Below are 19,318 nucleotides of genomic sequence, written 5' to 3'. Positions count from 1 at the left end.
TGATGGCCGCGCCAGCCTAAACGCGCGGGTCGAAAGCCTCGCGCATGGCATCTCCGATAAACACCAGCAATGACAGCACCAGCGCCAGCGCAAAGAACGCGGTGAAGCCCAGCCAAGGTGCCTCCAGGTGCTGTTTGCCCTGGGTGACCAGCTCGCCTAGCGAAGCACTGCCGGCCGGCATGCCAAAGCCGAGGAAGTCCAGGGCCGTCAGGGTAGTGATGGCCCCGGTGAGCATGAACGGCACATAGGTCAGCGTGGCATTCATCGCATTGGGCAGGATGTGCCGCAGCATCACCTGGCTGTCCGGCAGGCCCAGTGCGCGGGCGGCCTTGACGTACTCCAGGTTGCGCCCACGCAGGAACTCGGCACGCACCACATCCACCAGGGTCAACCACGAGAACAGCGCCATGATCCCCAGCAGCCACCAGAAGTCCGGCTCAACGAAACCGCTGAGGATGATCAGCAGGTACAGCACCGGCAACCCTGACCACACCTCCAGCACGCGTTGCCCGAGCAGGTCCACCCAACCACCGTGGTAGCCCTGCAGGGCCCCGGCGGTGACGCCGATCAGCACGCTGACCACGGTCAGGGCAAAAGCGAACAGCAGCGATACCCGGGTGCCGTACAACACCCGCGCGAGCACGTCGCGGCCCTGGTCGTCGGTACCCAGCCAGTTGCTGCTGCTCGGAGGGCTTGGCGTGGGGACCTGCAGGTCATAGTTAGGGGTGTCGGCACTGAACGGAATCGGTGCGAACAGCATCCAGCCACCCTGGCCCTCGATCAACTGGCGTACATACGCGCTACGGTAGTCCGGCTGGAACGGCAGTTGGCCACCAAACTGCTGCTCGCTGTAGCGCTTGAGCGCAGGCATGTACAGCTCTCCCTTGTAGCCCAGCAGCAAGGGTTTGTCGTTGGCCACGAGCTCTGCGCCGAGGCTGAGCAGCAGCAGGCCAGCGAACAGCCACAACGACACCCAGCCACGACGGTTGCGACGAAAGCGTTGCAGTCGGCGACGCGAAACCGGCGAGAGCATCAGTGCGCCCTCGCGTCGAAGTCGATGCGCGGATCGAGCAAGGTGTACGACACATCACCGATCAGGCGGATCAACAGGCCGGCCAGGGTGAAGATGAACAGCGTGCCGAACACTACCGGGTAATCACGCGAGACCGCTGCCTCGTAGCTCATGCGGCCGAGGCCATCGAGTGAGAAAATCACCTCGATCAGCAGGGACCCGGCAAAGAACACCGTGATCAGCGCCTGCGGCAAGCCGGCCAGCACCACCAGCATGGCATTGCGCAGTACGTGGCCGTACAGCACCCGGCGCTCGCTCAGGCCTTTGGCCCGCGCTGTGACCACGTACTGACGGGAGATTTCGTCGAGGAAGGCGTTCTTGGTCAGCAAGGTCAGCGTAGCGAACCCGCCGACCACCAGTGCCCCCACCGGCAGCACCAGGTGCCAGAAGTAGTCGGCGACTTTGCCCAGCAGGCTGAGCTGGTCGAAGTGCTCCGAAACCAGGCCACGTACCGGAAACCAGTTCAACGAGGTGCCACCGGCGAACAGCACGATCAGCAACAGGGCGAACAGGAAGGAGGGCAGGGCGTAACCGATCACGATCAGCGCACTGCTCCAGGCGTCGAAGCGGCTGCCGTGGCGCACCGCCTTGCGGATGCCCAGCGGGATCGACACCAGGTAGGTGATCAACGTGGCCCAGAACCCCAGTGACAAGGTCACCGGCAGTTTGTCCAGGATCAGGTCGGTGACCTTGGCACCGCGGAAGAAGCTCTGGCCGAAATCCAGCCGCGCATATTGGCCGACCATCAGCCACAAACGCTCCGGCGCCGATTTGTCGAAGCCGTACTGGCGCTTGATCTCTTCGATCAGTTTCGGGTCCAGGCCACGGGTGGCGCGGGATTGGCCTTGAACCACCTCGGCCCGCGCGCCCGGTGCCCCGCCGCCGATGCCTTGCAGCCTGGCCACGGCCTGCTCCACTGGCCCGCCAGGGGCGGCCTGGACAATGGCGAAGTTGACCAGCAGGATCGCCAGCAGCGTGGGAATGATCAGCAGCAGGCGGCGCAGAATGTAGGACGTCATGGCGCAGCCTTCTGGCGCTCGGCCATCTGTGCATTGGTCAGGGCGGTAGGGCTGACTTCCCACCAGCTGTCCAGCCCTTCGTCATAGGCAGGCTGGACCTTGGGCAGGCCGAAGCGGTTCCACCACACGGTCGAACTGCCTGGCGGGTAGTAGTTGGGGATCCAGTAGTAGTTCCATTGCAGCACACGGTCCAGCGCATGGGCGTGATGGAGCATGTCAGCCTGGGTGTCGGCGCGCACCAGCCCGTCGATCAGGCTGTCCACCGCAGGGTCCTTGAGCACCATCAGGTTGTTCGAGCCTGGGTCGTTGGCTGCCGCAGACCCGAAATAGTTGTAGAGCTCGGCACCCGGCGACAGGGTGACCGGGTAGCCGGTGACGATCAGGTCGTAGTCACGGGCCATCAGGCGATTGACGTACTGGGCCGAGTCGACATTGCGGATGTTCAGGGTAACCCCGATCTGCGCCAGATTACGCTTCCAGGGCAGCAGCAGGCGCTCGAGGCCGGCCTGGCCATTGAGGAAAGTGAATGTCAGCGGCTGGCCTTCGGCGTTGACCAGGTGATCACCCTCAGGCTGCCAGCCGGCCTGCTGCAGCAGGGCCAGGGCCTGCAACTGCTGCGTGCGCACGATCCCCGAACCGTCGGTTACCGGTGCCGTGAAGACTTGGGTGAACACTTCGTCCGGTACCTTGCCGCGCAGCGGCTCAAGCAATTGCAGTTCACCGGCGTCCGGCAGTTCACGCGCCGCCAGCGGGGTGTTGGAAAAGATACTCTGCTGGCGGATGTACAGGTTGCGCATCATCTGCCGGTTGCTCCACTCGAAGTCCCATAGCATGGCCAGCGCCTGGCGCACGCGGCGGTCCTTGAACTGCGGCCTGTCCAGGTTGAACACGAAGCCCTGGGCGGTCTGTGGCTTGGCCGGGCCCAGGTGGGCGCGCTGCAGGCGGCCGTCATCCAGTTGTGCACCGTTGTAACCCAGGGTGAATGCCGTGGCCGAGAACTCGCGGTTGTAGTCGTAGCCACCGCCCTTGAGCACCTGGCGCGCCACTTCGGTATCGCCAAAGTATTCGACGCGAATGCGCTCGAAATTGAAACGACCGCGGCTGACAGGCAGGTCCTTTGCCCACCAGTGCCGGTCACGCTCGAAGGTGATGCTGCGGCCATTGTCGATCCGCCCGATGCGGTACGGGCCGCTGCCGACCGGGGTGTCAAAGCCGGCGCCGTTGGCGAAGTCGCGGTTTTTCCAGTCGTGTTCGGGCAGGACCGGCAAACTGGCAAGGTCCAGGGGCAAGGTGCGGCCATGGGGCTGCTTGAAGTCGAAGCGCACGCGGTGTGGGCCTTCGACCGTCACACCCGCCACATCGGCGAACTGGGTCCGGTACTTGAGGCTGCCCTCGCTCATCAGTTTGTCGTAACTGAAGCGCACATCCTCGGCACGCACGGGCTTGCCGTCGGCGAAGGTTGCCCTGGGGTCGATATCGAAACGCAGCCAGGCGTCCCGGGGGCCGCGCTCCATGCGCCGGGCGATCAGGCCATAGACGGTGTAGGGCTCATCGAACGAACGCACTGCCAAGGGCGCGTACAGCCAGCCATCGACCTCACTGACGCCGATGCCTTTGTCGATGTACGGCAGAATGTGGTCGAACTGACCGATTTCGGTAGCTGAGCGGCGCAGGGTGCCGCCCTTTGGGGCGTTGGGGTTGACGTAGTCGAAGTGGCGGAACGTCTGGGCGTAGCGCGGGGTTTCACCGTAGACGGTGAGGGCGTGGGTCGGTTCGGCTAGGGCAGTAAAACCCATGCAGGCCAGCACGAGCCCCAAAAACGCCTGGGGGAGCTGGCGTGCCCGCGAAAAGGCCTGGCCAGGCAACGGTGTTGCCTGCACGGGCGCATTCGCGGGCAACGCCGCTCCCCCAGAGGTGGTCATGGTCAGCGTGGACTTAGTCCTGGCGGCTGGTCACTTCCAGCAGGTGGTAGCCGAACTGGGTCTTGACCGGGCCTTGCACGGTGTTGACCGGGGCGCTGAAGACAACGGTATCGAACTCCTTGACCATCTGGCCTGGGCCGAACGAGCCCAGGTCACCGCCCTGGCGGCTGGACGGGCAGGTGGAGTTGGCTTTGGCGATTTCAGCGAAGTCGGCACCGGCTTCGATCTGGGCTTTCAGTTCGTTGCACTTGTCTTCGCTGCTGACGAGGATGTGGCGGGCAGTGGCGCGTGCCATGGGTACTACTCCTTGGGTGAAAAGGGCAAGCCTAGCGCACTTGCTTGGGAAAAGTCTCGCAAGGCTTGCTGTACAGCTCCTACATACGTGTCGCAGCCTCGCGCAGCAGGGTTTGTGTCGCTTCCCAGCCCAGGCAGCCATCGGTGATCGACACGCCGTACTTCAGCGGGCCTTTGCCCAGCGCCTGGCAGCCGTCGAAAAGGTGGCCTTCAAGCATCACCCCGACGATCGATGTGTCGCCGGCCAGGCGCTGGGCCAGCACATCCTCGAACACCGCCGGCTGACGCGCGGGGTCCTTGCCACTGTTGGCATGGCTGCAATCAACCATGATCCGCGCCTGCAATCCGGCTTTGGCCAGCCCTTGGCGGGCTTGGGCAATGCTGGTGCTGTCGTAATTCGGGCCTTTGTGGCCGCCGCGCAGCACCAGGTGGGTGTCCGGGTTACCCAGGGTCTCGATGATTGCCGGGTGCCCTTGCGCATCCATGCCGAAATGGCGGTGGGCGGCGGCGGCGCTGCGCATTGCGTCGCACGCGATGGCGACACCGCCATCGGTGCCGTTCTTGAAGCCGACCGGCAACTCCAGGCCGCTGACCATCTCACGATGGACCTGCGATTCGGTGGTACGCGCGCCAATCGCCGCCCAGCCCAACAGGTCATCGAAGTAACCGGCCACCAGCGGCTGCAGCAGCTCGGTGGCGATCGGCAGGCCGCGTTCGATCATGTTCAGCATCAAGCCCCGGGACAGGGCGATGCCGCCATGCATGTCGTCGCTGCCATCGAGGTGCGGGTCGTAGGCCAGGCCTTTCCAGCCCACCGTGGTGCGCGGTTTCTCCACATAGGCGCGCATCACCAGCAGCAACTTGTCGTCGACTTCGCGGCTCAGGGCCGCCAGGCGGTCGGCGTATTCAAGGGCCGAGCGCGGGTCGTGGATCGAGCACGGGCCGACGACCACCAGCAGGCGCGGGTCGCGGCCTTCGAGGATGGCGCGAATGGCCTGGCGCTGGGCCTGGACTTGCTGGGCATGTTCGATTGGAAGCGGCATCTGCTGCTTGAGCAGGTGCGGGCTGGGCAGGCGACGGCTGACGATGGTGTTGGCAGCGTTTGGCTGGGTCAGGGGCAGAGCGAGGTTCGAGGCTTGCATGGCGTAAGTTCCCTGGGCGGACGGCGGGTTCTGACCCGCGCAGTCGGCCCCTATCGAGATGTTCGACTGATCGTTGAATTCAGATTGGCTGCAGCATTGCCACCGTGGACGAACCGGTCGGAGGCGGCAGGCTGGCCCGAGCGGGATTGGCTAAATCGCCAGGCGTAGGTGCTTGCGTAGTAATAAGTGGCGTAGTTCATGAAAGTGTCCTCAGTGTGATTCGGTAATGTTCAAAGGCCAGAAAAGCAAAACCCCCGGTCGGGGAGCCGACCGGGGGTTTGAGTATTCTCATGTTCGGCGGCCCCTCGAAAGTGGGCGCCGTGTGGGTATCAGCGGCGCCTAGTGGCTAAACCAATACCCAAAATAAAAGCAGGCAACAGCCTTGCAGCCGGCAACGGCCAGCACAGGGCGCAGGTTGCGACCGGTGTGGTTGGCGTGGTTGCGGGGGTGTTTCGGCATGTTGCTCTCCAGTTGATGAGCCCGAGCTTACTTCAGGTGGCACGGGGCGTTCAATGGATAATTGCGATGGCTGCACAAACGTCATTCGCCTTGGCCGGGCCAAGGCGCCGCACCCAGCGGGCCACAGGCCTGCAGGAACTGGATAGCCACGTGCACGATCTGGATATTCGCCCTCGAATCTCTGCCCTAACCTGACCCGGTCTGAACAATAACAATGGAGACCCTGGCCATGCCCCTGGGATTCGACTACCTCAATGCCATGCTCGAGGACGACCGTGAAAAGGGCATCTACCGCTGCAAGCGCGAGATGTTCACCGACCCACGCCTGTTCGACCTGGAGATGAAACACATCTTCGAGGGCAACTGGATCTACCTGGCCCACGAAAGCCAGATCCCCGAGAAAAACGACTTCCTCACCCTGTCCATGGGGCGCCAGCCGATCTTCATCGCGCGCAACAAAGACGGTGAGCTCAATGCGTTCCTCAATGCCTGCAGCCACCGCGGTGCCATGCTCTGCCGGCACAAGCGCGGCAACCGCGCAAGCTATACCTGCCCGTTCCATGGCTGGACCTTCAACAACAGCGGCAAACTGCTCAAGGTCAAAGACCCGAGCAACGCCGGCTACCCCGACAGTTTCAACTGCGACGGCTCCCATGACCTGACCAAGGTTGCCCGGTTCGAATCCTACCGTGGCTTCCTGTTCGGCAGCCTCAATGCCGATGTCAAACCGCTGGCCGAACACCTGGGCGAGTCGGCCAAGATCATCGACATGATCGTTGACCAGTCCCCCGAGGGCCTGGAGGTGCTGCGCGGGGCCAGTTCGTACATCTACGAAGGCAACTGGAAGCTGACCGCCGAGAACGGCGCCGATGGCTACCATGTGAGCTCCGTGCACTGGAACTATGCCGCCACCCAAAACCAGCGCAAGCAGCGCGAAGCGGGTGAAGAGATAAAGACCATGAGCGCGGGTGCATGGGCCAAGCAGGGGGGTGGTTTCTACTCCTTCGACCACGGCCATCTGCTGCTGTGGACCCGCTGGGCCAATCCCGAAGACCGCCCGGCCTTCGAGCGCCGCGAACAACTCGCCGCAGACTTCGGCCAGGCGCGTGCCGACTGGATGATCGAGAACTCGCGCAACCTGTGCCTGTACCCCAACGTCTACCTGATGGACCAGTTCAGCTCGCAGATCCGCATCGCGCGGCCGATATCGGTGAACAAGACCGAAATCACCATCTACTGCATCGCGCCAAAAGGCGAGAGTGCCGAGGCCCGGGCCAGCCGGATTCGGCAGTACGAAGACTTCTTCAACGTCAGTGGCATGGCCACGCCGGACGATCTCGAGGAATTCCGCTCCTGCCAGACCGGTTACGGCGGTGGTACCGGATGGAACGACATGTCGCGTGGCGCGGCACACTGGGTCGAGGGCGCCGACGAGGCCGCCCGCGAAATCGAGCTCAGCCCGCTGCTGTCGGGCGTGCGTACCGAGGACGAGGGCCTGTTCGTCCTGCAGCACAAGTACTGGCAGGACACCATGCTCAAGGCCCTCGAGGACGAGCAGCGACTGATCCCCGTGGAGGCCGTGCAATGAGCCTTCATGAGACCGTGCGCGACTTCCTGTACCGCGAAGCGCGCTACCTGGACGATGCACAGTGGGACCAGTGGCTGGAATTGTATGCCAGCGACGCAAGCTTCTGGATGCCTGCCTGGGATGACGACGACCGCCTGACGACCGACCCGCAAAGCGAGATCTCGCTGATCTGGTACGGCAACCGTGGCGGCCTCGAGGACCGCGTGTTCCGCATCAAGACCGAGCGTTCCAGCGCGACCGTGCCCGACACCCGCACTTCGCACAACATCAGCAACATCGAGATCGTCGAGCAGGGCGAGGGTCATTGCCAGGTGCGCTTCAACTGGCACACGTTGAGCTTTCGCTACAAGACCACCGACAGCTACTTCGGTACGAGCTTCTACACCTTGGACCTGCGCGGCGAGCAGCCGCTGATCAAGGCCAAGAAGGTGGTGCTGAAGAACGACTACGTGCGCCAGGTCATCGACATCTACCACATCTGAACCGAGGTTACGCGAACGGCCCGGTGTGCCCCATGGCGCACCGTGGCCAGGTTCGCCCGCGAGGTGCAACATGAGCTTCCAGATCGCGCTTAATTTCGAAGACGGGGTAACCCGCTTCATCGAGGCCAGCGGCCATGAAACCGTGGCCGACGCCGCTTACCGCCAAGGCATCAATATTCCGCTGGACTGCCGCGATGGCGCCTGCGGTACATGCAAGTGCAAGGCCGAATCCGGCCGTTATGACTTGGGCGACAACTTCATCGAAGACGCCCTCAGTGAAGACGAAATCGCCGAAGGCTATGTACTGACCTGCCAGATGCGCGCCGAAAGCGACTGCGTGGTACGCATCCCGGCGTCTTCGCAACTGTGCAAGACCGAACAGGCGAGCTTCCAGGCCGCCATCAGTGATGTACGCCAGTTGTCAGCCAGTACCATCGCCCTGTCGATCAAGGGTGAATCGCTGAACAGGCTGGCTTTCCTGCCAGGGCAGTACGTCAACCTCAGGGTGCCGGGCAGCGACCAGAGCCGCGCCTACTCCTTCAGTTCGTTGCAGAAGGACGGTGAGGTCAGTTTCCTGATCCGCAACGTGCCGGGCGGGCTGATGAGCAGCTTCCTCACCAGCCTGGCCAAGGCCGGCGACAACATGAGCCTGGCCGGGCCCCTGGGCAGCTTCTACCTGCGCCCGATCCAGCGCCCCTTGCTGCTGCTGGCCGGTGGCACGGGCCTGGCACCGTTCACGGCGATGCTGGAAAAGATCGCCGAACAGGGCAGCGAGCATCCCCTGCACCTGATCTATGGGGTGACCAATGATTTCGACCTGGTCGAGTTGGACCGTTTGCACGCCCTGGCTGCGCGCATCCCCAACTTCACCTTCAGCGCCTGCGTGGCCAACCCCGAAAGCCAGTACCCGCAAAAGGGCTACGTGACCCAGCACATCGCGCCGTGCCACCTCAACGATGGCGATGTCGATGTGTACCTGTGCGGCCCGCCACCGATGGTCGAGGCGGTCAGCCAGTACATCCGCGAGCAGGGCATCACACCGGCCAACTTCTACTACGAGAAGTTCGCTGCAGCCGCAGCCTGAGTTTCCTTGGGGCCACCCCATCGTGCGGGTGAAGGTGGCCTTTTTTTCTTCCAAAGCCGGCAGTTGGGCCTGATAGCACCGCTGTACCTGTGAACGCCGGCTTGCCGGCGATCGGGCCAGTGCAGGTAAGGCAAGGTTGCGCCTGAAAACAGGATAAGGAAGTAGCAGATGAACAACCGATTCCATAACAAAGTAGCCCTGGTCACCGGCGCCGCCCAAGGCATCGGCCGTGGCGTGTGCTGGCGGCTCAAGGCCGAGGGCGCGCAGGTGGTTGCTGTGGACCGCTCCGAACTGGTTCACGAACTGGCCGGGGAGGGCGTGCTGACACTCACCGCCGACCTTGAGCAATACCCCGACTGCGCCCGCGTCATGGCCTCGGCGGTAGAGGCGTTCGGTCGCATCGACATTCTGGTCAACAACGTCGGCGGCACCCTCTGGGCCAAGCCGTTCGAACACTATGAAGTGGCGCAGATCGAAGCCGAAGTCCGCCGCTCGCTGTTCCCCACGCTGTGGTGCTGCCACGCGGCGCTCCCCTACATGCTCGAACGCGGCAGTGGCGCCATCGTCAACGTTTCCTCGATTGCCACCCGCGGCGTCAACCGTGTGCCCTACGGCGCAGCCAAAGGCGGCGTCAATGCACTTACCGCGTGCCTTGCGTTCGAGACCGCCGGGCGCGGCATCCGCGTCAACGCCACCGCCCCTGGCGGCACTGAGGCGCCACCTCGGCGGGTGCCGCGCAATGAGGCGGCGCAGAGCGAGCAGGACAAGCGCTGGTACCAGCAGATTGTCGACCAGACCCTGGACAGCAGCCTGATGCACCGCTACGGCAGCATTGACGAACAGGTTGGCGCGATCCTTTTCCTGGCCAGCGACGAAGCCTCCTACATCACCGGTGTGACCCTGCCGGTGGGGGGCGGCGACCTCGGCTGAGCAGCACCCCAAAGGCAGTTTTACTCCACAACAAAAACAACAGAGACATATGCCATGCGAACCCTTGACGTTCACCCGATCATCGACAACGCCCGTTTCACCGCCTTCCACTGGATGGTCATGGCCTGGTGCGGCCTGCTCCTGGTCTTCGACGGCTACGACCTGTTCATCTACGGCGTGGTGCTGCCGGTCATCATGAAAGAATGGGGCTTGACCCCGTTGCAGGCCGGCGCCCTGGGCAGCTATGCGCTGTTCGGCATGATGTTCGGTGCTCTGGCCTTTGGCAGCCTGGCCGACCGCATCGGGCGCAAGAAAGGGATTGCCATCTGTTTCGCCCTGTTCTCGGGGGCGACCATCCTCAACGGCTTCGCCAGCAGCCCCAGCGAGTTCGGCATCTATCGCTTCATCGCCGGCCTTGGCTGCGGCGGCCTGATGCCCAATGCCGTAGCGCTGATGAATGAATACGCGCCCAAGCGCCTGCGCAGCACGCTGGTGGCAATCATGTTCAGTGGCTATTCGCTGGGCGGTATGCTTTCGGCAGGCGTGGGCATCTTCATGCTGCCGCGCTTTGGCTGGGAGTCGATGTTCTTCGCCGCCGCGGTGCCGCTGCTGCTGTTGCCGGTGATCCTGTATTACCTGCCCGAATCGATCGGCTTTCTGGTGCGCCAGGGCCGTACCGACGAGGCGCGCACGCTGCTCAAGCGCCTCGACCCTGACTGCGATGTGCATGCTGACGACCAGTTGCAGGCCAATGACCGTCAATCCAAGGGTGGGTCTGTGCTGGACCTGTTCCGTAACGGCCTGGCAACCCGCACCCTGGCCCTGTGGCTGGCGTTTTTCTGCTGCTTGCTGATGGTCTACGCGCTCAGCTCGTGGCTGCCGAAACTGATGGCCAACGCCGGTTACAGCCTGGGCTCGAGCCTGTCCTTCCTGCTGGCACTGAACTTCGGCGGCATGGCCGGGGCAATTCTTGGGGGCTGGCTGGGCGACCGCTACAACCTGGTGAAAGTGAAAGTCGCGTTTTTCCTGGCAGCTGCCGTATCGATCAGCCTGCTCGGGGTCAACAGCCCAATGCCGGTGCTGTACCTGCTGATCTTCATCGCCGGCGCCACCACCATTGGCACGCAGATCCTGCTGTACGCCGGTGCTGCCCAGCTTTACGGCCTGGCGGTGCGCTCCACCGGCCTGGGCTGGGCCTCGGGCATAGGCCGCAACGGCGCCATTGTCGGGCCACTGCTGGGCGGTGCGCTGATGGGCATCAACCTGCCGCTGCAACTCAATTTCATCGCCTTCGCCATTCCCGGCGCAATCGCCGCCCTGGCCATGGCCGTGCACCTGGCCAGCAGCCGGCGTCACGCCTTGTCCGTGACGGCCTGAACCTTCTGTGTCCCTGAAGGGACATCCTGCTCGACGGCCTGTGTCGTCACTCGTGGTCGATCCACGGCGACGACTGCTGCAACACGCCTTAGGCACAACAACAAGACGAGATGAGCATCATGACCGTGAAAATTTCCCACACTGCCGACGCCCAGAAGTTTTTCGAGGAGGCAGCAGGCTTTGGCAACGACGACGGCAGCCCACGCCTCAAACGTATCGTTCAGCGTGTGCTGCAAGACACCGCACGCCTGATCGAAGACCTGGAAATCAGTGAGGACGAGTTCTGGCTGGCCGTGGACTACCTCAACCGCCTTGGCGCCCGGGGCGAGGCCGGGCTTCTGGTAGCGGGGCTGGGCATCGAGCACTTTCTCGACCTGCTGCAGGATGCCAAGGATGCCGAGGCAGGCCTGAGCGGCGGCACCCCGCGCACCATCGAAGGCCCGCTGTACGTTGCCGGTGCGCCGATTGCCCAGGGCCAGGTGCGCATGGATGACGGCAGCGAGGAGGGTGTGGCCACGGTCATGTTCCTCGAAGGCCAGGTGCTCGGCCCACAGGGCCAGCCGCTGGCCGGCGCCGTGGTCGACCTGTGGCATGCCAACACCCGAGGCACTTACTCGTTCTTCGACCCTGGCCAGTCCGACTACAACCTGCGCCGGCGCATCGTCACCGACGCCGAAGGCCGCTACCGCGCGCGCTCCATCGTGCCCTCGGGCTACGGCTGCGACCCGCAGGGGCCGACCCAGGAATGTCTGGACCTGTTGGGCCGGCACGGCCAGCGCCCGGCGCATGTGCACTTCTTCATCTCGGCGCCGGGGCATCGGCACCTGACCACCCAGATCAACCTGTCTGGCGACAAGTACCTGTGGGATGACTTCGCCTATGCCACGCGCGATGGGCTGGTCGGTGAGGTGGTGTTCCGGGAGGGGGCCGACGGCCGTTTTGCCGAACTGACGTTCGACTTCCAGTTGCAGAAGGCGCTGCAAGGCGCGGATGAGCAGCGTAGCGGACGGCCTCGGGCCTTGCAGGAAGGCTAAGCCGCGATCGCGGGCACGTCGGCGTCTGCAGGTCCAGCGCAGGCATTCGACTCAGCGGCGACTGGGTCGCAGCCGCCTTGCCGGCGATCGAGCGCAAAGCCCTTGCAACCCACCACTGCAGCGAGAGGCCCATGAAAAACCTGATCAAGGACTGCTCCCTTTCCGCCATCGTCGCAGGTTGCCTGGCGACGATGATTTCCTACGCCGGCCCCCTGGTGATCATCTTCCACGCCGCCGAAGCGGCCGGTCTGTCCCAAGGCCTGCTCTCTTCCTGGGTGTGGGCCATCTCCATGGGCAGCGCGGTACTCGGCGGCGTGTTGAGCCTGTACTACCGGGTGCCGGTGGTGATCGCCTGGTCCATCCCGGGTTCGGCACTGTTGGTCACGGCCTTGCCCCAGCTAGGACTGGAGCAGGCGGTAGGGGCGTATCTGATGGCCAACCTGGTCCTGCTGGTGATCGGCATCAGCGGGGCCTTCGACCGCATCATCGCGCGCCTGCCGGGCTCGATCGCCGCCGGCATGCAGGCCGGCATTCTGTTCAGCTTCGGCATCGAGGTGTTCCGGGCATTGCCGCTGCAGCCGGGGCTGGTGCTGGCGATGTTCGTTACTTATGTGCTGATGCGCAGGCTGCAACCGCGCTACGCCGTGGCTGCGGTGTTGGGTGTCGGTGCCGTTGTCACCTTTGCCAGTGGCGCACTGCGCAGCGAGGCGCTGGTAGTGCAGCTGGCCTCGCCGCAATGGATCACCCCGCAGTTCAGCCTGGCGGCGCTGTTCAGCCTGGCACTGCCAATGGTGCTGGTGGCGCTGACCGGGCAATTCATGCCGGGCATGGCAGTGCTGCGTAACGCCGGCTACGCAACGCCTGCCAGCCCGTTGATCAGCGCCAGTGCCATCGGCGGAGCCTTGTTGGCGCCGTTCGGTTGCCATGGGCTGAACCTCGCTGCCGTCACCGCCAGCCTGTGCACGGGGCACGAGGCCCATGACAACCCGCGCCGGCGCTATGTGGCGGCGGTCGCCGGCAGTGCGCTGTACCTGTTGCTGGGCATCGCCGGGGCGACGCTGATGTCGCTGTTCGCCGCTTTTCCTGCTGCGTTGATTGCCGCGCTGGCCGGGCTTGCGTTGTATGGCGCGATCAGCGACGCCCTGGCCCGCAGCCTGGCTGAGCCGCAGGAGCGCGACGCTGGCTTGTTCACCTTCCTGGTCACCGCTTCGGGGGTGTCTTTCCTTGGCCTTTCGGCGGCGTTCTGGGGGCTGCTGTTCGGCCTGCTGGCCCACGCGCTGCTCAGGCTGCGTCGCCCCCATGCCCGCGAGGCCTTGCGCCGTTCACTGTGAAGTCCGTACCGCCAACGCTTTACCCATAACAACAAGATCAAGAGAGCTTCGGAATGAACCCAACCCCTTGCGTCGCCATCGGGCTGACCCTGCTCAGCCAACCGTTACTCGCCGCCGAAGGCGGTTTCTTCACGGATGCCAAAGCTAGCCTCAGCGCCCGTAACTACTACTTCAGCCGTGACTTTTCCGACATCGTCGGCGCCAATCAGCAGTCCAAGGCCCGGGAGTGGGCTCAGGGCTTCATTCTTGATTTCAAGTCTGGTTACACACCTGGCACCGTAGGTGTTGGGATCGACGCGCTGGGCGTGCTCGGCATCAAGCTCGACAGCAGCCCCGACCGGGTCAATACAGGGCTGCTGCCGGTGCACGGTGATGGCAGAGCCGCCGACGAGTACAGCCGCCTGGCACCTACGTTCAAGGCCAAGGTGTCGAAAACCGAGCTGCGCGTGGGTGAACTGCAGCCCAACCTGCCGGTGCTGACCTTCAGCGATATCCGCCTGTTGCCGCCCACTTACCAAGGCGTCAGCCTCAGCTCATCCGAACTGGACGGCCTGACGGTGCAGGCCGGGCACCTGAGCGGCTCGCACCTGCGTAACGAAGGCGGCGACGGCAAAATGAACGCCATGCTCGGCCATGTGCCCCAGCGCCAGGTCGAGAGCGACGCGTTCAACTATGTGGGCGGCGACTATGCCTTCAATGGCAACCAGACCAGTGCCAGCCTCTGGTACGGCCAACTGCAGGACATCTATGCCCAGGGCTTTGCCGGGTTCAAGCACAGCAAACCGATCGGCGACTGGGTGCTCAGTGCCAACCTGGGCTATTTCACCGCCCGTGAGCAAGGTGACGCCTTGCTGGGCAGCATCGACAACCAGGCCTTTTTTTCGCTGCTCACAGCCAGGCGAGGGGGGCACAGCTTTCACGCGGGCTACCAGGCCATGTACGGTGATAGCCCGTTCCCCAGGGTATTCGCCAATATTTCCCCGCTGGGCAATGAGGTGCCGACCTATGAATTCGCCTACACCGATGAGCGCTCCTATCAGCTGCGCTATGACTACAACTTCGCGGCCATGGGCATCCCGGGGCTGACGGCGACGGTGCGCTACATCACCGGTAACAACGTCGACACTGGCCAAGGGTACGAGGGCAAGGATCGCGAACGAGACATCGATCTGGGGTATGCGGTGCAGAGCGGTGTGCTCAAAGGGCTGGGGATTCGGGTGAGAAATGCCATGGCGCGGTCCAATTACCGCAGCGACATCAATGAGAACCGGTTGATCCTGGTATACACCTGGCAGCTGTTCTGAGGCCGTACCGGCCACGCGTTGTCACACAGCAGCAATTGCATCACCGGGGTTCGCAGGGTTAGGTTTCCAGTATTGCCCGCTCAGGAAACCTTCCCTTGGACTCCATTACCCAAGCCGTACTCGGCGCCGCCCTGCAAGGCACAGTGCTCGGCCGTATCCAGGGCCGCCGCTCGTTGATCTATGGCGCCGTACTGGGCACCGTGCCGGACCTGGACGTGGTCATCCGCTACGCCGACCCGGTGTCGCAAATGACCTACCACCGGGGCTTTTCCCACTCGATCTTCGTGCTGACCGGCCTGGCCCTGGTGCTCGCCTGGTTGGTCAACTGGCTGGGGCGCAAGCGCTGGCCTGACAAAGGCTATACCTTGCCCAGGCTGTTTCTGGCGTTCTGGCTGGTGCTGGTCACCCACCCGATCCTCGATTCATTCACGGTATACGGCACGCAACTGTTCTGGCCATTGCAGTTCACCCCGCAAAGCTGGGCCAGTGTGTTCATCATCGATCCTGTCTATACCGTGCCACTGCTGGCGGCCGTGCTCTACGCTGCGGTCAGGGGTGTCAGCGCCCAGGCGCTGCGGCTGATGAGCCTGGCCCTGGTGTTCAGCACGGCCTACCTGGGTTTCGGTCTGGCCGGGCGCATGGCAGCCGAGCAGCGTTTCCAGGCGGCCCTCGACCAGCAGGGGGTTGTCGCCAGCGACGTGCGTGCGGTGCCGATCGCGTTCAACAGCCTGGTCTGGCGCGTGCTGGCCAAGACCCCGGAGGGTGACTATTACGAGGGCATCAGCAGTGTGTTCGACCGTGCGCCCCCGGAAATGCAGCGTCTGCCGCGTAACCTGCAGCTTGCCGCTGCATTGGCCGACAACCCCCTGTTGCAGCGGCTGCGCTGGTTTACCGATGACTGGCTGCGCTACGACGAGGTGGGCGGTGCGCTGGTGGTCACCGACCTGCGCATGGGGATCCCGGGCAATTACACCTTCCGCTTCAACATGGGCCACCGCGATGCTCAGGGGCAATGGGTTGCCGACACGCCCACCGCGTGGCGTGGCAGCGGAGCAGGCTCGATGTTCAACCGCCACGACCTGGCGTTGATCTGGCGCCGCATCCTGGACCAGCAACCCCCGCTGCCGTTGGCCGCCTGGACCACCCAATACCTGCATCAGGCCGACGGCCCCGGGCGCTGAGGCGTGCGTTCGGCAGGGCTGGACCTGGTCAAGTGGACGGCGATCGTGACCATGGTCGCCGACCATCTACGTTTCATCTGGCCAGCCGCGGACGGGCTGTTCATCGTCGGTCGCCTGGCCTTCCCCTTGTTCTGCCTGGCGATCGCTGTGAATGTCGGGCGCAGCCCAGCGGGTCGGCTGTTCACCCGCACCAACCTGCGCTACCTGGGCTGGATGCTGACGTTCATGGTCCTGTCTGAAGGCCCTTACCGTTGGCTGGACGCCACCACCCAGACCTTCAGCGTGATCCCCACACTGACCTTGGGGCTGCTGGTGGCGTGGGCGGTGCACCACCCAACGGCGGCAGCGCGGCTGATCGGCCTTGTCGCCTTGGTGATCGCAACGTTGGGCAGCGCGCAGCTGATGTATGGGTTGCCCGGCGTCCTGCTGCCTAGCGCCTGGCTGATGGCGCGCAGCCGAGGGGGCGTGGCCTGGCTGCTGCCGTGCCTGTTGGCTGTGGCGGGCAACCTGACCAACAGTTGGTTGTTCGAACACCTGCTGGCACCGGTCACGTTGTTGACCATGGCCGCTGCAGCCCTGGCCATCCCTGTCGGGTGCAGATTGCTGCGCCACGACCATTGGCCCGTGCCTGCGGTGGGGCGTTGGGGGTATCTGTTCTACCCGGTGCACCTGCTGGTCATCAAGGGCCTGCGGTGGATGCTGTAACGAGGCCCTTGCATTACTGCAATATGCACCCATCTAAGCGGGTCTTGAGTATCTGCAGGTACCGGACATGGAACCCAACCGCTTCGGCGACATCACCGCTTTCGTCAGTGCCGCGAAGGCGGGCAGCTTTACCGCTGCAGCGGCGAGCCTGGGGCTGACCCGCTCCGCCGTGGGCAAGAGCATCGCGCGGCTGGAGGCGCGCATGGCGGTACGCCTGCTCAACCGTACCACGCGCAAATTGAGCCTGACCGATGAGGGTTTGGTGGCGTATGAGCGCTGGCGGCAGATTCTGGATGACCTGGACGAAGTGGAAACCACCATGGCCCAGCGGCGCGGCAAGCCCAGCGGCACACTGCGCCTGACCGCGCCGTTGTCGTTGGGCCAGCGCCATGTGCTACCGGTGCTCGATGCTTACCTCAAGCAATGGCCGGAACTGCGCGCCGACATCCGCTTTACCGACCGGTTCGTCGACCTGGTCGAGGAGGGCATTGACGTGGCCGTGCGGATCGGTGCACCCAAGGAAGACTCACAGCTGCTCACACGCACTGTGGCCTGGCAGCAGTTCGTCACCTGCGCTTCGCCCGATTATCTGCGCCGGCACGGGGTGCCGCAGGTGCCGGCAGACCTTTACGGGCACGACAAGATCGCCTTCCTGACAGGTGAAAAATCCATGCCCTGGCGCTTTCACACCCAGGAGGGCCTGCACCTGTGCGAGGAGCCGGGGCGGCTGAATATCGACAGTTCCGAAGCCATGCTCGATGGTGCACGGGCAGGGTTCGGGCTGATTCACCTGCCCACCTACATCACCGGGGAGGACCTTCGCGCCGGCACCCTGGTGGAAGTGCTGCACGCCTACAGGCCGCCGGCGGATCCCATTCGGGTGGTGTACCCCAGCAAACGCCACCTGTCGCCGCGAGTACGCGGGTTCATCGATCTGCTGGTGGCGAGCTGGGAGCAGGGCGTGCCCTGGGAACAATGATTGCGCACGTCAGGCCCCTGAAGCCGGGTTCATGCCGGGTGCATCTACGGCGTCTGATCCGTAGATGCGGGGCCGGTCATGCCATCAAGCCTGTTGCAGGAACGGGTAATCCGTATACCCCTGCGGTCCGTTCGCATAGTCGAACTGTGGCCGATGTTCATTCAGTGGCGCCTTGATCAGCAGGCGTTCCACCAGGTCCGGGTTGGCGATGAAGCTGCGGCCGAACGCCACGGCATCGATCAACCCACGCCCGATCAGGTCTTCGCCTTTCTCGGCGGTGTAGGCGCCTGCGGCAATGATCACGCCTGGGTAAGCCGCCCGAATAGCCTCACGGAAGCTATCGCGCAGCGGCTTGCCGCCCGCCCAGTCCGGCTCGGACAGGTGCAGGTAGGCCAGGTTGCGCTTGGCCAGTTCCTTGATCAAATACAGCCCTGCGGCCTCTTGATCTTCGCCATTGTCCACGCCATTGAAGCCACCCAACGGGAAAATGCGGATACCGACGCGCTCGGCGCTCCAGCCGGCAATGGCGGCATCCACCGCTTCGAGCACGATACGGGCGCGGTTCTCGACACTGCCGCCATAACGGTCCTCGCGCTGGTTGGCGCTGGGGGTGAGGAACTGATGCAAAAGGTAGCCGTGGGCGGCATGCAATTCGATGAAGTCGAAGTCGGCTTCGCGAGCATTGACCGCGGCCTGGCCGAAATCGGCGACGATGCCGGCGATTTCTTCCTCGCTCAGCGCACGCGGTGCAGAGGTCTCGGTGCGCACCAGGTTGCCTTGTTCGTCCCGCAACGTGGTACGGGCATTGGCAGCCAGGGCACTGGGCGCTACAGGTGCCTGGCCACCAGGCTGCAAGGACGTGTGCGAAACACGGCCGGTGTGCCAGACCTGCACGGCGCTGTGGCCGCCTGCAGCGTGAATGCCTTCGTTCACCAGGCGCCAGGCGGCGATCTGCTCGGCGCTGTGAATGCCTGGCGAGCCCGAGTAACCCTTGGCCTGGAAGGAGATTTGCGTAGCCTCGGTGATGATCAGGCCGGCACTGGCACGCTGGGCGTAGTACTCGGCCATCATCTGCGTGGGTACATCACCGGGCTCCCGGCTGCGCAGGCGGGTGAGGGGCGCCATGAACACGCGGTTGGGCAACGTCAGTGGGCCGATCTGCAAGGGTTGGAAGAGTTTCATTGCCGCTCCGAAGGTGAAAAACCAATGGCGCGCACGATACCGGGATGATTGGGGAATGGGGGGACCGGCACCCCGGCTGCGGGCTCCCCAATGGTTTTTGTTGATGCAGTTCGGCACCTTTTGGGCCGGCGAACGGCTGGCACACCTGTGTCATGCCTGCAGCAATTGTTTCATCGCTGCGCCAGTGGCACTGGCCTGGTGTTTCCCTGCAGTGCAGTGCCGAACCGCTCTGG

General features: G+C 64.0%; 17 protein-coding genes. 11 read left to right on the top strand and 6 right to left on the bottom strand.

All coding sequences use genetic code 11. The features are described from left to right. Positions 1 to 16: 16 nt before the first annotated feature. From ACIPZC_RS16620 to ACIPZC_RS16600, 5 genes are all read right to left on the bottom strand, one after another. Complete coding sequence (locus tag ACIPZC_RS16620) at positions 17 to 1,033, bottom strand: ABC transporter permease (RefSeq protein WP_241803483.1); 1,017 nt, start codon at positions 1,031 to 1,033, stop codon at positions 17 to 19. Beyond that, positions 1,033 to 2,091, bottom strand: coding sequence for a microcin C ABC transporter permease YejB (locus ACIPZC_RS16615; RefSeq protein WP_400628210.1), 1,059 nt, complete (start codon positions 2,089 to 2,091; stop codon positions 1,033 to 1,035). The genes ACIPZC_RS16620 and ACIPZC_RS16615 overlap by 1 nt, the downstream gene beginning before the upstream one ends. Further along, entirely contained in the window at positions 2,088 to 4,013 is a 1,926-nt protein-coding gene (locus ACIPZC_RS16610; protein ID WP_400628208.1) for an extracellular solute-binding protein, read from the bottom strand. The genes ACIPZC_RS16615 and ACIPZC_RS16610 overlap by 4 nt, the downstream gene beginning before the upstream one ends. Positions 4,014 to 4,026: 13 nt before the next feature. Further along, positions 4,027 to 4,308, bottom strand: a complete 282-nt coding sequence (locus tag ACIPZC_RS16605) for a peptidylprolyl isomerase (protein ID WP_003248318.1) — start codon at positions 4,306 to 4,308, stop codon at positions 4,027 to 4,029. Between the two features lie 79 nt (positions 4,309 to 4,387). Next, on the bottom strand, positions 4,388 to 5,449 hold the full coding sequence (locus ACIPZC_RS16600) for a 3-deoxy-7-phosphoheptulonate synthase (RefSeq protein ID WP_400628205.1): 1,062 nt from the start codon (positions 5,447 to 5,449) through the stop codon (positions 4,388 to 4,390). A 688-nt stretch (positions 5,450 to 6,137) separates the two neighbouring features. On the opposite strand from ACIPZC_RS16600, the gene benA reads away from it, so the two are divergent. The 11 genes from benA to ACIPZC_RS16545 all read left to right on the top strand — a co-directional run bounded on the left by benA (position 6,138) and on the right by ACIPZC_RS16545 (position 17,903). Continuing rightward, positions 6,138 to 7,496, top strand: a complete 1,359-nt coding sequence (gene benA / locus ACIPZC_RS16595; protein ID WP_400628203.1) for a benzoate 1,2-dioxygenase large subunit — start codon at positions 6,138 to 6,140, stop codon at positions 7,494 to 7,496. Beyond that, entirely contained in the window at positions 7,493 to 7,978 is a 486-nt protein-coding gene (benB, locus tag ACIPZC_RS16590) for a benzoate 1,2-dioxygenase small subunit (RefSeq protein ID WP_267816046.1), read from the top strand. The genes benA and benB overlap by 4 nt, the downstream gene beginning before the upstream one ends. Positions 7,979 to 8,048: 70 nt before the next feature. After that, on the top strand, positions 8,049 to 9,062 hold the full coding sequence (benC, locus tag ACIPZC_RS16585; protein WP_400628201.1) for a benzoate 1,2-dioxygenase electron transfer component BenC: 1,014 nt from the start codon (positions 8,049 to 8,051) through the stop codon (positions 9,060 to 9,062). A gap of 168 nt (positions 9,063 to 9,230) precedes the next feature. After that, complete coding sequence (locus ACIPZC_RS16580) at positions 9,231 to 9,992, top strand: 1,6-dihydroxycyclohexa-2,4-diene-1-carboxylate dehydrogenase (RefSeq protein WP_400628199.1); 762 nt, start codon at positions 9,231 to 9,233, stop codon at positions 9,990 to 9,992. A 54-nt stretch (positions 9,993 to 10,046) separates the two neighbouring features. Beyond that, a complete protein-coding gene (locus ACIPZC_RS16575) occupies positions 10,047 to 11,369 on the top strand; it encodes an MFS transporter (protein ID WP_400628197.1) in 1,323 nt (440 codons plus the stop codon). Positions 11,370 to 11,488: 119 nt separating this feature from the next. Then, positions 11,489 to 12,403: a catechol 1,2-dioxygenase gene (gene catA / locus ACIPZC_RS16570; RefSeq protein ID WP_400628195.1), complete on the top strand. Its 915-nt coding sequence runs from the start codon at positions 11,489 to 11,491 to the stop codon at positions 12,401 to 12,403. 131 nt (positions 12,404 to 12,534) lie between these two features. Continuing rightward, complete coding sequence (locus tag ACIPZC_RS16565; RefSeq protein ID WP_400628193.1) at positions 12,535 to 13,734, top strand: benzoate/H(+) symporter BenE family transporter; 1,200 nt, start codon at positions 12,535 to 12,537, stop codon at positions 13,732 to 13,734. 53 nt (positions 13,735 to 13,787) lie between these two features. After that, a complete protein-coding gene (locus ACIPZC_RS16560; protein WP_400628191.1) occupies positions 13,788 to 15,038 on the top strand; it encodes an OprD family porin in 1,251 nt (416 codons plus the stop codon). Positions 15,039 to 15,133: 95 nt separating this feature from the next. Then, the gene (locus ACIPZC_RS16555) at positions 15,134 to 16,219 is read left to right on the top strand and encodes a metal-dependent hydrolase (protein WP_400628189.1); all 1,086 of its coding nucleotides are present in this window, start codon (positions 15,134 to 15,136) and stop codon (positions 16,217 to 16,219) included. A gap of 3 nt (positions 16,220 to 16,222) precedes the next feature. Further along, on the top strand, positions 16,223 to 16,924 hold the full coding sequence (locus ACIPZC_RS16550) for a TraX family protein (RefSeq protein ID WP_400628187.1): 702 nt from the start codon (positions 16,223 to 16,225) through the stop codon (positions 16,922 to 16,924). A gap of 67 nt (positions 16,925 to 16,991) precedes the next feature. Next, positions 16,992 to 17,903: a LysR family transcriptional regulator gene (locus ACIPZC_RS16545; protein WP_241803469.1), complete on the top strand. Its 912-nt coding sequence runs from the start codon at positions 16,992 to 16,994 to the stop codon at positions 17,901 to 17,903. A gap of 84 nt (positions 17,904 to 17,987) precedes the next feature. On the opposite strand, the gene ACIPZC_RS16540 is transcribed toward ACIPZC_RS16545, so the two are convergent. After that, positions 17,988 to 19,085 carry an alkene reductase gene (locus ACIPZC_RS16540; RefSeq protein WP_241803468.1) on the bottom strand — a complete coding sequence of 366 codons (1,098 nt, stop codon included), beginning with the start codon at positions 19,083 to 19,085 and terminating at the stop codon, positions 17,988 to 17,990. Between the last annotated feature and the right edge of the window lie 233 nt (positions 19,086 to 19,318).

The organism is Pseudomonas sp. NPDC089743, from assembly GCF_044748785.1.
Taxonomy (GTDB): Bacteria; Pseudomonadota; Gammaproteobacteria; order Pseudomonadales; family Pseudomonadaceae; genus Aquipseudomonas; species Aquipseudomonas putida_X.
Note: the sequence above shows the minus strand (reverse complement) of the source record. Positions and strands in the feature narration are given on the sequence as shown.